Origin of the sequence: Nonomuraea sp. C10, from assembly GCF_008017515.1 — a bacterium.
GTDB lineage: Bacteria > Actinomycetota > Actinomycetes > Streptosporangiales > Streptosporangiaceae > Nonomuraea > Nonomuraea ferruginea.
In genome coordinates this window covers 1497121-1510648 of the sequence record NZ_VPFF01000001.1, presented here as the reverse complement: position 1 = coordinate 1510648, position 13528 = coordinate 1497121, and the positions used below count along the sequence as shown (strand labels likewise).

Sequence of the window (13528 nt, the reverse complement as noted above, 5' to 3'; positions counted from 1 at the left end):
TCAGGTGCGAACCGTGACCTCACAACGTGACCACGCCGGTCACGCAGGTGACCGCGGAGCCGCCCACCCAGACGCCGGTGTCGTCGGCGGAGATCCGGACGCGGCCGACGCGGCCGAGCGCGGTGCCCTGGCTCGCCGCGTACGGCGCGGTGACGCGGCCGGTGCGCAGCAGCCACTGGGCGAGGGAGGCGTTGAGGCTGCCGGTCACCGGGTCCTCGACGATGCCGCCCTCGTACGGGCAGAACGCGCGCACCTCGTACGCGTAAGGAGAGCCCTCGGGGTAGAGCCCGGCGACACCGGTGTCGACGGGAAGGCGGCCGGGCCGCAGGGCGAGCACGGCGTCGGCGTCGCGGAGCAGGAGCGCGACCCAGCCGGGCCCGTTGTCGGCCCACTCGGCGTCGGCGATCTCGCCCCGGCCGATGCCCAGCCCGTCGGCGAGCCGCCCGAGCAGGTCTTCGTCGACGGGCCCTGAGCGCAGCAGCGGCGGCGCGGCGAAGGCCAGCCCGGAACCGTCGCGCCGGACGCGCACCAGGCCCGCCGCGCACTCCTGAACGATCATGCCGGGGTCACGGGGCGCGCCGCCGGTCTCCAGCCAGGCGTGGCAGCTGCCGATCGTGGGATGCCCGGCGAACGGCAGCTCGCCCGACGGCGTGAAGATCCGCACGCGGTAGTCGGCCTCGCCGGTGGAGGGCGGCAGCAGGAAGGTGGTCTCGGACAGGTTGGTCCAGTTGGCGAAGCGCCCCATCTCCTCGTCGGTCAGCCCGGCGCCGTCGACCACGACGGCCAGCGGGTTGCCGTGATAGGCGGTGTCGGTGAACACGTCGACCTGGCGGAAGGCTCGTCCCATGCACGCGAGTGTCGCACGGCGGACCGGTCACTCCGCGGTGCGGACGGTCGCGAGCAGGGCCTCGACGCGGGCCGCCGCGGCGGCGAGCGGCGGCTCGGGGACGTCCTCGAACAGCTCGGCCTCCACCCGGCCCGCCTCGGCCTTCCAGACGCCGGCCACCCGGCCCCGGTGGACCACGACCGGGGAGATCCAGCCGGCCTGGCGGCTCACCTTGGGCTTGGCGGCGGCCGGGACGAGCGGCTCCAGGGCGCGCGGGGCGCCCAGGATGTACGGGTCGAAGCCGGGCAGCAGGTGGACCTCTTCGGAGGGCCGGGTGGTGGCCAGGTCGTCGAGGTGCTCGGCGAGGGCCAGGAGGGTGCGGCCGTCGCCGGTCTCCACCTCGGCCAGCTCGGGGGCCAGGTCGCGGAACCAGCCCTTGAGCACGGCCTTCCTGGCGACGCCGCCGAACAGCCAGCCGTCGAGCATCTCCGGCGTCGCCGGGCCGTGGGCGCCCAGGAAGGCGCGGACCACCCGGACCCCGGCCTCCTCGGGCGGCGGGAGGGCCCCGGGCCAGCCCGGCAGCCAGGCTCTCGGGGCGACGAAGGTGACGCGGCCCTCGCGGGGCGGGCCGTAGCACAGCTCGCCCAGGCGGCTGAGCGGCTTGAGCAGGGCGCCCCAGCCGGAGCCGAGCGCCTCGCGCAGATGCCGGTCGCCGGTGGCCGCCACGACCGCGTCGACCACTTCCTCCCTGGTCATCGGGCGCTCGCCGAGAATCTTCGGGACGGTGTCGACGATGGCCTCGATCTCGCCCGCGGTGACGCCGTGGCCGCGCTGCCAGGAACCCTTCTCCCAGAAGCGCAGCGTGCTCAGGGCCGCGCAGTGGTCGGCCAGGGTGTCGGCGGGCACCAGGTGGAGGGTGCCGCGCATGATCCACGTCTTGGCGAGCGTGCGATCGGCCCACAGCGCGCGGTCGATCGCGCCGGGGTCGGGCCGGTCGCTCCGCACCGCGACGGCGAGCTGGGCGGAGGACGCCACCTGCGCCTGCACCCCGCAGAGCCGCCGGGCCACCTCCACCGGCCCGCCGTCGCAGGGCTCGCTCACGAACTGACGGCGCAGCCGCCACGCCAGGATCTGCGGCCAGGTCACGGAAGTGGTCACCCGGACACTTCTACCAGCCGCCCCCGACAACGACGTCAGCGCGTGAAGCCGATGTCCTGGTAGCGGAGGTCGTGGAAGCCGCGGGCGCCCACGTTGGCCAGGGTGTCCTTGACCGCCACCACCTGCGGCCGCTGGTAGAGGGGCAGCACGTTGGCCTGCGCCCAGATGAGCCGGTCGGCGGCGTTGACCGCGGCGCGGGCCCTGGCGGGGTCCAGCGCGGCCACCGCGCGGTCCAGCGCGGCGTCGATGTCGTCCGAGCCGGACCGCCCCAGGTTGGCGTTCCAGGTCTTGCCGTCGGGGCTGTTCACGTAAGCGCCGTAGCTGCTCGACACGGGGAACGGGGTGCCGATGTACGCGAACGGCGCGATGTCGAAGTCGCCGGGGATCACGTACTTGGTGAAGAAGTCGTCGCCGGGGACCGCCTGGATGGTCAGCTTGACCCCGATCTTGGCGAGCATGCTCTGCGCCAGCTCGCCTTCCGACTTGCTGAGCTGCGACCCGGCCGGCACCACGAACCGCAGGTCCAGAGGGTCTCCGGCCTTCTTCCGTACGGTCCCGTCCAGCTTCCACCCGGCCTCGTCCAGCAGCCGCTTGGCCCGCTCCGGGTCGTAGGCGCCGAAGCTGCCCGCGTTGTCGCGGTAGCCCTCCTGGGTCGGCATGAAGAAGTGGTTGCCGAGCGGCGTGGCGGGCCAGTCGAGACCCTGGAGATCCGATCGGGCGATGGACATCCGGTCGACTCCGAGCTGGATCGCCTGCCGCACGCGCACGTCGCGGAGCTTCTCGCTGGAACCGTTGAGGGTGAAGTGGCGGAAGTCGGGCCCCGCGGCGAGCCGCACCTGGGCGCCGGTGGCGCTCCTGGCCCTGGCGTAGTCGGGGGCGGACGGCCCGATGTCGGCCACGTCCAGCTCGCCGTTGCCGAACATGCCGGTGAGGGAGTCCTGCTCGGCGGCGCGGTAGACGATCCGGTCCAGCTTGGCGCGGTCCCCCCACCAGGCGGGGTCGCGGACGAGCGTGACGGTCTTGGCGGTCTGGTCGAGCGCGCCGACCTTGAACGGCCCGGCGGTCAGCGGGATCGCGTTCACCCAGGAGGAGTTGAACGCCTCGGCGTTCTCGTTCACGGAGGCGGGCAGCAGCGGGCCGAACAGCGCCTGCCAGTCGCCGAACGGCCGGGTGAACGTCACCACCACCTCGTGCTCGCCCGCGCCCCGCTCGACCTTCGCGATGTCCTGGTAGCCGGTGGCGGAGACGATCCGGAAGGCCGGGTCGGCGCCGCGCATGACCTCCCACTGGGCGCGGTAGTCGGCCCAGGTGATGGGCTTGCCGTCGGACCAGCGGGCCTTGGGATTGAGGGTGTAGGTGACGACCTGGTGCGGGCTGCGGTCGGTGATGCGGGCCTCCAGCACGTAGTCGCGGTTGACCGAGAGCCTGGCGTTGCCGTCGGAGGTGAACGCCGACGGCAGCAGCGCGTTGCTGACCACCGCGGCCACGGCGAGGTTGCCGTCGATGTGGTTGCGGTTCCACTGGGTGGGGAACTCGTTGATGCCCCAGCGCAGCGTGCCGCCCTCCTTGACCTTGTCGCGCGGCTGGAGGTTGATGTCGGACGCCTTGATCGTGTCGTCGCCCTGCCCCGCGCCGCCGGAGGGGCCGCGCGTGCCGCAGCCGGCCTGGGTCAGCGCGAGTACGGCGGCGACGACGAGCCGCACGCCTGTCAACGGGGCTTTCATGGGTGGTTCTCCTCCAATGGGTACGAGCCGGGTCAGACGACGGCGAGCCTCTCCGCGTAGTGACAGGCGGCCGACTGGTCCTCGCCCAGCGGCCGCATCTCGGGCTCGGTGTCGGCGCACAGGCCGCGCTCCGTCTCCGTCAGCACCGACCGGAACGTCGGGCACCGCGTGCGGAACCGGCAACCGGACGGCGGGGAGGCCGGGTCGGGCCGCTCGCCGGTGAGCAGGATCCGCTCGCGGGCGCGCTCGCGGGCCGGGTCGGGCAGCGGGATCGCCGACAGCAGCGCCTGCGTGTACGGGTGAGCGGGCGCGGTGTAGACGGCGTCGGCGCGGCCGATCTCGGCGATCCTGCCCAGGTACATGACGGCCACCCGGTCGGCGATGTGCCGCACCACGGCCAGGTCGTGCGCCACCAGCAGGTAGGACAGCCCGAGCTCGGTCTTGAGCGCGCCGAGCAGCCCGAGCACCCCGGCCTGGACCGACACGTCGAGCGCGGAGACCGGCTCGTCGAGCACCAGCAGGCGCGGCTCCAGCGCGAGCGCGCGGGCGATGGCGATGCGCTGCCGCTGGCCGCCGGAGAAGTCCTTCGGGTAGCGGGCGGCGTGCGCCGGGTCGAGCCCGACCAGGGCGAGCAGCTCGCCGACCCGCCGCCGGGGATCGCCCCGCCGATGCGTGCGCAGCGGCTCGGCCAGGATGTCGTGGACCGTCATCCGAGGGTCGAGCGAGGCCAGCGGGTCCTGGAAGACGACCTGCACGTCACGCCTGATCTCCATCCGCTGGGCGGCGGTGAGCGCGGCGGTGTCGCGGCCGAGCACCACGACGCGGCCCTGCTGCGGGCGGGTCAGCTCCAGGATCTCGGTCAGCGCGGTGGTCTTGCCCGAGCCGGACTCGCCGACGAGGCCGAGCGTCTCGCCCTCGCGGATGTCGAAGCTGATGCCGGCGACCGCGTGGACGGTGCCGACGCGTCTCCTGAACACGGCGCCCTTGACCAGCGGGTAGTGCCTGACCAGCCCGTCGACGGCCAGGACCGTGCGCGGCCCGCGGGCGCCCGGCCCCGTCCTGCCCGGGGGCGCGGGGAGCGGCGGGCTCACCTCGTCCCAGCGGATGCACGCGGCGCGGTGTCCCGGGCCCACCTCGAACAGCGGCGGCTCGCGTTCGTCGCACGCCTCCACCCGCAGCGGGCAGCGCGGCGCGAACGGGCAGCCGGGCGGCAGGTCGCCGGGCGCGGGCGGGGCGCCGTCGATCGGCGCGGGCGCGGCCCTGCCGGCCGCGTCGATCCGCGGCACCGCGCCGAGCAGCCCGGCGGTGTACGGCATGCGGGCGTGGTAGAAGACGTCGTCCACGTCGCCGGACTCGACCGGGCGGCCCGCGTACATGACGAGCACCCGGTCGGCGAAGCCGGCCACGACCCCGAGATCGTGCGTGATCATGACGATGGCGGCGCCGGTCTGGCGCTGCGCGGTCTTGAGCACCTCCAGCACCTGGGCCTGGACGGTGACGTCGAGCGCGGTCGTCGGCTCGTCGCAGATGATCACGTCGGGGTCGTTGGCCATGGCCATGGCGATCAGCACCCGCTGGCGCATGCCGCCGGAGAACTCGTGCGGGAAGGCCAGCGCCCGCCGGGCCGGGTCGGGGATGCCGACCAGGTCGAGCAGGTCGACGGCGCGGACCGCGGCCTGCTCCTTGGTCACCTTCTGGTGGGTGCGGACGGCCTCGGCGATCTGGTCGCCGACGCGGTAGACCGGGGTGAGCGCGGAGAGCGGGTCCTGGAACACCATCGAGACGGCGCTGCCGCGGACGGCGGCGAGTTCCCGCTCGCGCAGGCCGACGAGCTCCCTGCCTCCCAGCCGGATCGAGCCGGTCACCCGGGCGCCGGGCGGCAGCAGGCCCATCACCGCGGCCGCCGACACCGACTTGCCGCAGCCCGACTCGCCGACGAGGCCGAGCACCTCGCCCTTGCGCACGGCGTAGCCGAGGCCGCGCACGACGGGCGCCCCGCCGAGCGTGACCCGCAGGTCGGTCACCTCCAGCGCGGGGGTCATCGCGGCTCCCTCGCTGTCGGGTCGAAGGCGTCGCGCAGCGCGTCGCCGATGAGGTTGACCGCGAGCACGGTGACCACGAGCAGCCCGGCGGCGAACCAGAACGTCCACGGCGCGTACACGGCGGTCCTGGAGCCGTCGGCGATGAGCGTGCCGAGCGACACGTCGGGCGGCTGGATGCCGAACCCGAAGTACGACAGCGAGGTCTCGGTCAGGATGGCGGCGCTGACGTTCAGCGTGGCGTCGACGATCAGCAGCGACGACAGGTTGGGCAGCACGTGCGAGAGCACGATCCTGACGGGCGGCACGCCCAGGTAGCGGGCGGCCCGCACGAACTCGCGCTCGCGCAGCGAGATCGTCATCCCGCGGGCCATCTTGGCGGTCACCATCCACAGGAACAGCGCCAGCATGAGCACGAACAGCGGCCACTGCCCGGACCCGAACAGCGGCGACATGACGGCCAGGATGAGGAACGCGGGCAGCACCAGCAGCAGGTCGGTCACCCAGGTGATGACCCGGTCGGTCCAGCCGAGGAAGTAGCCGGCGAACGCCCCGGCGAGCGCGGCCAGCGCCGTGCACACCACGGCCGCGAGCAGCCCGACGACCAGCGACCGCTGCAGGCCGCGCAGCGTGACGGCGAACACGTCGGCGCCGGTCTGCAGCGTGCCGAACCAGTGGGCGGCCGACGGCGGCGCCAGGAACGCGGCGAAGTCCTTGTCGGTGTGGGACCACGGGCTGACCAGCGGGCCCGCGAACGCGAACAGGAACACCAGCGCCAGCACCAGCGCGCCTGCCCTGCCCTGCCACGAGGAGAGGAAGCGGCCGGTCACCGCCCTGGCCCTGGACGGCGGGGGCAGCCGGCCGGCGTCGTCGCCGGCGGACTCCTCGGCGACCTCCTCCGACAGCGTCATCCGGCCCGCACCCTGGGGTCGAGCACGGCCTGCAGCAGTCCGGCGGCCATGGACGCGACCAGCACGGCGACCGCGGCCAGGCAAGAGATGGCGGCCACGGTGTTGACGTCGTTGGTGAAGATCGAGCTGACCAGCCGCTCCCCGAGCCCGTGCCAGCCGAAGATCTTCTCGGTGAACGTGGCCCCGGTGAGCAGGGCGCCGAAGGTGAAGGCGAAGTAGGTCGCGACCGGAATGAGCGCGGTGCGCAGCCCGTGGCGGATCAGCGCCCGCCGCCTGGTCAGGCCCTTGGCCATGGCGGTGCGCAGGTAGTCGGCGCCGAGCACGTCGAGCATCGTGTTGCGCTGGTAGCGGCTGAACACGGCGGCGAGCCCGAGCGTGATCGTGACGGTCGGCAGGACGAGGTGCTGGGCCCGGTCGAGGATCGTCTCCCAGAGCCCGGCCTCCAGCCCCGCACTCGCCTCCCCCGCCACGAGCAGCACCCGGGCGCCGAACAGGTGGTCGTTGGCCCACGTGCCGGCGAGGATCAGCACGTTGGCGAGCACGACCACGGGCACCGCGAGCAGCAGGAAGGACACGGCCGCCGAAAGCCGGTCGAACCAGCCGTACTGCCGGGCGGCGGCGAGCGCCCCCGCCATGACGCCCAGCGCGCTCCCGCACACCAGCCCGAGCAGGACCAGCCGGAGGGTGACACCGGCCCGCCGCTTGAGGTCGTCGCCGACCGGCGCGCCGCTGACGCTCTTGCCGAAGTCGCCGCGCAGGACTCCGCCCGCCCAGGTGAGGTAGCGCTCGGTCAGGGGGGTGCGGTCGTTCAGGTTGAGCGCGGTGAGCTGCGCGTCGACGACGGCGGGCGGCGGGGCGGGAGTGCGGCCCGCGTAGTTGGCGCGCGGGTCGAGCGCGGCGGCGGCGAGCAGGTAGGCGAGGGAGGCCGCGACGGCGACCAGCACCACCGAGCTGACCAGCCTGCGCGCCAGGAACCCGGCCATCTCCCCTCCTCCGCGACACCGCTCCTACCGCAACACTGCGTAGCCATATTGCTACAGGATGCGACGGGCGCCGCGCAGGCGAGTGCCAAAGAGGGGTCTGGTTAACGTCCGGAAAGCTCGTCGACGGCGGTGCGGACGTCGTCGCTGGTGATCGTCGTCAGCTCGGCGGCGCTGGCCGGCTCCTCCGCCGAGGCGCCCGCGGCCAGCCGCACGTCGCGGCGCATCGCGGCGCGCTCGAACAGCGACCTGGCGAACCGGCCGTTGCCCAGCCCGTCGATCAGCCGTTCCTCGCACACCCAGGTGAAGACCTCGTCGAGGTCGTTGAGCGCGTCGTCGTCGAAGCGGTCGCCGGCCTGCTCAGCGAGCAGCACGGCGATCTCGGTCAGCTCGCGCGGCGCGTAGCTGGGGAAGGCGACCCGCTGGTTGAAGCGGCTGGACAGCCCGGGGTTGGTGGCGAGGAAGGCGTCCATCTCGCGCTCGTAGCCGGCCAGCACGATGACCAGCCGGTCGCGGTCGTCCTCGGCGCGCTTGAGCAGCGTCTGCACGGCCTCGGCGCCGAACGCGTCGCCGCCGGAGTAGCCGGGGTTGACCAGGCTGTAGGCCTCGTCGATGAAGAGCACGCCGCCCAGCGCCCGGTCGACCAGCTCGTTGGTCTTGATCGCGGTCGCGCCGAGGTGCTGGCCGACCAGGTCGGCGCGGTGCGCCTCGACCACGTCGGGCCGGGCGAGCAGGCCGAGCGCCGCGAAGACGCGGCCCAGCACCCTCGCGACGCTGGTCTTGCCGGTCCCGGGCGGGCCGGCGAACACGAAGTGGCGCATCTGGGGCGGGGTGGGCAGCCCGCGCTCCTGCCGCATGCGGGCCACCTGGAGCTGCGCGGCGATGGCGTGGACCTGCCGTTTGACGGGGGCGAGCCCGGCCATCCGGTCGAGGTCGGCGAGCGCCTCCTCCAGGGTGGGGGTGGCGACGTAGCCGCGGAAGCGGGCGGTGAGCTCGTCGAACGCCTTGGTCACGTCGGCGGTGGTGGTGGTCACCAGGTCCTGGGTGGTCGGTGTGCCGCCCGCGCCCACCACCCGCACGTCGCGGGCCTGGGCCGCGGCCTCGACCAGGCTGCGGGCGAACCTGGCGTTGCCCAGCTCGTCGACCAGCCCGCGGCGGTGGACGTCCTCGTACAGGCCGAGCAGCGCGGCCTTGGCGTCGTCGCCCATGGTGTCGCCGCGCCTGCGCTGCAGGAGCTCGGTGATCTGGGCCAGCTCGGCTGCGGAGTAGGCGGGGAAGCGCACGCGGGTGGCGAACCGGCTGGCCAGCCCGGGGTTGCTGGACAGGAACGAGGTCATCTCCTGCTCGTAGCCCGCCAGGATGATGATCAGCCGGTCGCGGTCGTCCTCGGCGCGCTTGAGCAGGGTCTGCACGGCCTCGGCGCCGAACCGGTCGGGCTGGCCGTCGGAGGAGTTGATCAGACCGTACGCCTCGTCGATGAAGAGCACGCCGCCCAGCGCCCGGTCGACCAGCTCGTTGGTCTTGATCGCGGTCGCGCCGAGGTACTCGCCGACCAGGTCGGCGCGCTGCCCTTCGACGACGTAAGGGGTCTCCAGCAGGCCGAAGGCGTAGAAGATCTTGGCGAGGGTGCGGGCGACGCTGGTCTTGCCGGTGCCCGGCGGGCCGACGAACACGAAGTGGCGCACCGGACGGCCCGCGGTGTAGCCGGCCTCGGCGCGCAGCCGGGAGGCCTCGATGGAGGCGGCGATCGAGCGGACCTGCTCTTTGACGGGGGCGAGGCCGATCATGGCGTCGAGCTCGGCGAGCGCCTCCTCGACCGAGATCTGCGGCAGGCCCTGGGCCTTCTCCGGCTGCGCCTCGGGCCTGCCCTCGCGGGCGCGCACCCGTACCCGCTCCTCCGCGCCCAGCTCGGCCCTGGCCCGGCGGGCGAGCAGGAAACGGTAGCCGAGCACGACCGCGGCGGCGCCGTAGGCGACCCAGACGGCGAGGTTCTCCGAGACGAGCGAGAGGGCGGCGGCCAGCGCGCCGGCGGGCACGAGCGCGAGCAGCGCGGACATCCACGGGGTGACCCAGCGGATCAGGTGGGCGGCGACGGCGACCGGCACGGCGAGCAGCATGAGCAGGGTCGGCGCCATCGGCTGCGCGGGGAAGAGCGGGGAGAAGAGCGGCAGCAGCGCGATCCAGCCCGCCAGGACGAGCACGGTCGCCGCGGCCTGCGGGAAGCGGAGGGTGAGCGCGACGAAGCAGAGGATGAGCGCGGTGGTGAGGAACGTGTCGAGCAGGTCCCAGCCGAGCGCCGCGCCGGTGCCGACCGCCCCGATGAGGATGGCCGCGTACAGCACTCTGCGCACGGCGGGGGGAAGCCGGAAATAGCGCAGCCGCACCTGCTCGAACAGATCTCGCACCGCGGCTCGGCCCGCGGGACGGGCCCTGCCGGACTCCTGCATCACGCCTCCCCGGTGTCCGCCCCCGGTTATACCGTACGGAACCCCGGTGTGGGCGGACCTGACACGCTAGGTGGAGGTCACGAAAGCGGCTATGTGCCGGCCGAGTTCGGTGCCCGCGTCCTCCTGGAGGAAGTGACCGGCGCCCTTGATGACGGGATGGTCCAGGCCCGCGGCGCCGGCCATGGACGAGCGCAGGATCGGCGCCATGCCGCCGGTGATCGGGTCGCCGTCGGAGAACGCGACGAGGAACGGCCGGTCGAGGGTGGTGAGCACCTGCCAGGCGGCGCGGTTGGCCGGCCCGGCCGGGTCGCCGGGGGTGTGCGGGACGAGTCCCGGCATGGCGCGCGGGCCCGCCTTGTACGACTCGTCCGGGAAGGGGGCGTCGTAGGCGGCGCGCACCTCCGGGGAGAGCCGGGTGGCGCAGCCGGACTGCACGAACCGGGCGACGTCCAGGGCGGGGGCGCTCGCCACCGCGTCCTTGAAGCGGTGCCACACCTCGGGCATGGGAATGTCACCGGTCGGCAAGCCGGTGTTGGCGGCGACGATCCTGGCCACCCGGCCGGGGTGCTCGGCCGCCAGGCGCAGGCCGATGAGCCCGCCCCAGTCCTGGCCGACGAGGGTGACGCCGGTCAGGCCGAGCGCGTCGTACAGCAGGGCGCGGGTCCACTCGACGTGGCGGGCGTAGGTGTGGTCGGACGGCTCGGCGGGTTTGTCGGAGCGGCCGAACCCGACGAGGTCGGGGGCGATGGCGCGCAGTCCGGCCGCGGCCAGCTCGGGCATGACGTGGCGGTAGAGGAACGACCAGGACGGCTCGCCGTGCAGGAGCACGACGGGTTCCCCGGTCGCGGGCCCGGTCTCGACGTAGGCCATCCGCAGCCCGTCGCCGACCTCGGCGTAGCGGGGCTCGTACGGGAAGCCGGGCAGGTCGGTGAAGCGGTCGTCGGGTGTACGCAGGATCCGCATAGAACATGATTCTAGTCCGCGGGCGGCCCGGCGCGTGGAGTCCGGATACCATGAATGCCGATCCCGATAAATGGTGGCATTTCGGTCAATAGACGGACAGCCATTCCTGGATCATTCGATACCGCTGCACCCATCCCGCGGCATGCCATAAGCTGCCACGCAAGTTTCGTGCGGGCCCGCTGTGAAGGGATCGGCCCGCAAGGAGGTCCATGACCGTCACCCAGGCCGTGCCCTTCGCACGCCGCGCCGGCCGCGAGCATCAGGAAAACCGCTGGAAGATCCTGGTGCTGCTCTGCGTGAGCCTCCTGCTCATCACGGTCGACGCGACGGTCCTGCACATCGCGGTCCCCGCACTCACCGCCGCCCTGGAGCCGTCAGCGGTCCAGCTGCTGTGGATCATCGACGTCTACTCGCTGATCGTGGCCCCGCTGCTCATCCTCTTCGGCACGCTCGGCGACCGCTACGGGCGCAAACGCCTGGTCATCGCGGGATTCGTGCTGTTCGGCGTGGCCTCGGCCGGGGCGGCCTTCGCCCCCACGCCGCTGGCGCTCGTCCTGGCCAGGGCACTGCTCGGCGTCGGCGGCGCGATGATCATGCCGGCCACGCTGTCGCTGATCCGCCAGGTGTTCACCGACCGCCGCGAGCGCGCCATCGCGCTCGGCGTGTGGAGCGCGGTCGCCGCCGCCGGGGCCGCCGTGGGGCCGCTCATCGGCGGCCTGCTGGTCGGCTGGTGGTGGGGCGCGGTCTTCCTGATCAACGTGCCGATCCTGCTCGTGCTGCTGCCCGCCGCCCTGCGCATGCTCCCCGAGTACCGCGACCCCGAGCCGCGCCCGTGGGACGTGACCAGCGCCGTGCTGTCCGTGTTCGGCATCCTGGCGCTGGCCTTCGGGCTGAAGGAGGCCGGGTCGGGCAGCCTGATGCCGTTCCCGGCCGCCGTCGCGGTCTTCCTGACGGGCGCGGGGCTGCTGGTGTGGTTCGCCCGGCGGCAGACCCGGCTGGAGACGCCGCTGCTCGACGTCTCGCTGTTCCGGCGGCGGGAGTTCACCACCGGCGTGCTGGGCGTGCTGCTCGGCGTGTTCGCGCTGGTCGGGCTGCAGCTGATGCTCGCCCAGTACCTGCAGCTCGTGCTCGGCGACACCCCGGTGCGCGCCGCGTTCCGGATGCTCCCGCTGGTGCTGTCGGCTGTCGCGGGCGGGCTGGTCGCCGCGCACATCCTGCCGAGGCTCGGCATGCGCGCCACCATGAGCGGCGGCCTCGCGCTCGTCGCGCTCGCCCTCACCCCCACGCTGACCTGGGGCGTCGAGGGCCATCCCGTGATGCTGGCGTGCTGCTTCGTGGGCATCGGCTTCGGTGTGCAGGTGGCGCTGCTGGCCGCCTCCGACACGATCATGTCCGCCGCGCCCGCCTCCCACGCGGGTGGCGCCGCCGCCATCGAGGGCACCGCCTACGAGCTCGGCGCCGGACTCGGCGTCGCGGTGCTCGGCACGATCACCACCATCGCGTACGCGCCCGCGGTGCCCGACGTGCGGGGCATCCCCGGCGGGGGCATGGACCAGGCCAGGCAGTCACTCGCGGGAGCCGCCCACGTCGCCGAGGAGATCGGCGGCAGCGCCGGTGGCGCCCTGCTGAACGCGGCCCGCTGGGCCTTCGTCAACGCCCTGCACACGACCGTGGTCGTGAGCGTCGTCCTGCTCAGCCTGACCGCCGTCGCGGTGGCCATGCTGCTCCGCCGTGATTGAGGTGTGCGATGTCCCCCTTAGGGCAGTCAACAACCGTGAGACAGTCCCTCCGTGATCTCGCCGCGCTGGTGGCCCGCCTGGGTGTGGGCGGCATCTTCTTCGCCAACGGCTGGCGCAAGCTGGAAATCGGGCTGATGGAGACCGGCGTCCAGTTCCAGTCCCAGGGAGCCCCCGCCCCGCGCGCCTGGGCCACGGTCACCATGCTGATCGAGCTGGTGGGCGGCGCGCTGCTGATCGCCGGGCTGATGGTGTCGGTGATGGGGCTGGTCCTGTTCGCGGAGGCGGTCGCGGTGCTGTGGGTGGCCCCGCCGCTGAACCCGATCACGCTGAACGAGCTGATCCTGCTCGGCGCGGCCTCGCTGCTGCTCGCCGTGGTGGGCGCGGGCCGCGTCTCGGTCGACCACATGGTGGTGATCAGGCGGCGGGAGTCCGCGGCGGCCGACGAGTTCGCCGCCGACAAGGAGGCGGACGCGGTCATCGCCTCGCTGCGCGACCCCGACAAGCCCGCCGGCCCGCCCGCCCCGGCCAAGCCCGAGGCCACCGGGAAGAAGGAGCCGCCCGCCGAGAAGCCGGCGCGCCCCCGTACCTCCAAGGAAGCGGAGCCCGCCCTCGAAGACACCGCGCCGCACCCGAGGCCGCGCGCGGCGACCACCGAGGAGCCCTCCCCCTCCCCCGGCGACACGCTGGTGGCGGGCCGCAAGAAGCCGGCGCCCCGGTCGCGGCGCGCCACGGAGGGTTAGA

Annotated in this window: 10 protein-coding genes; 2 read left to right on the top strand and 8 right to left on the bottom strand. The window is 73.5% G+C overall.

All coding sequences use genetic code 11. The features are described from left to right. Positions 1-19: 19 nt before the first annotated feature. The 8 genes from FR742_RS06840 to FR742_RS06805 all read right to left on the bottom strand — a co-directional run bounded on the left by FR742_RS06840 (position 20) and on the right by FR742_RS06805 (position 11048). Positions 20-847 (bottom strand): PhzF family phenazine biosynthesis protein, encoded by an 828-nt coding sequence (locus tag FR742_RS06840; protein WP_148030155.1) that lies wholly within the window; start codon positions 845-847, stop codon positions 20-22. A gap of 27 nt (positions 848-874) precedes the next feature. After that, positions 875-1984, bottom strand: coding sequence for a winged helix DNA-binding domain-containing protein (locus FR742_RS06835; protein ID WP_261808385.1), 1110 nt, complete (start codon positions 1982-1984; stop codon positions 875-877). 35 nt (positions 1985-2019) lie between these two features. After that, positions 2020-3708, bottom strand: coding sequence for an ABC transporter family substrate-binding protein (locus tag FR742_RS06830; protein ID WP_148030154.1), 1689 nt, complete (start codon positions 3706-3708; stop codon positions 2020-2022). 32 nt (positions 3709-3740) lie between these two features. Further along, a complete protein-coding gene (locus tag FR742_RS06825) occupies positions 3741-5750 on the bottom strand; it encodes an ABC transporter ATP-binding protein (RefSeq protein ID WP_148030153.1) in 2010 nt (669 codons plus the stop codon). After that, positions 5747-6658: an ABC transporter permease gene (locus tag FR742_RS06820; protein WP_148030152.1), complete on the bottom strand. Its 912-nt coding sequence runs from the start codon at positions 6656-6658 to the stop codon at positions 5747-5749. Before FR742_RS06820 ends, FR742_RS06825 begins: the two co-directional genes overlap by 4 nt. Further along, positions 6655-7641, bottom strand: a complete 987-nt coding sequence (locus tag FR742_RS06815; protein WP_148030151.1) for an ABC transporter permease — start codon at positions 7639-7641, stop codon at positions 6655-6657. The genes FR742_RS06820 and FR742_RS06815 overlap by 4 nt, the downstream gene beginning before the upstream one ends. Before the next feature lie 101 nt (positions 7642-7742). Continuing rightward, positions 7743-10085 (bottom strand): AAA family ATPase, encoded by a 2343-nt coding sequence (locus tag FR742_RS06810; protein WP_148030150.1) that lies wholly within the window; start codon positions 10083-10085, stop codon positions 7743-7745. A gap of 66 nt (positions 10086-10151) precedes the next feature. After that, positions 10152-11048, bottom strand: coding sequence for a haloalkane dehalogenase (locus FR742_RS06805; protein ID WP_148030149.1), 897 nt, complete (start codon positions 11046-11048; stop codon positions 10152-10154). A 209-nt stretch (positions 11049-11257) separates the two neighbouring features. On the opposite strand from FR742_RS06805, the gene FR742_RS06800 reads away from it, so the two are divergent. Then, positions 11258-12787: an MFS transporter gene (locus FR742_RS06800; protein ID WP_148030148.1), complete on the top strand. Its 1530-nt coding sequence runs from the start codon at positions 11258-11260 to the stop codon at positions 12785-12787. Between the two features lie 35 nt (positions 12788-12822). Next, positions 12823-13527, top strand: coding sequence for a DoxX family protein (locus tag FR742_RS06795; protein ID WP_187281030.1), 705 nt, complete (start codon positions 12823-12825; stop codon positions 13525-13527). The last annotated feature ends 1 nt before the right edge of the window (position 13528 follow it).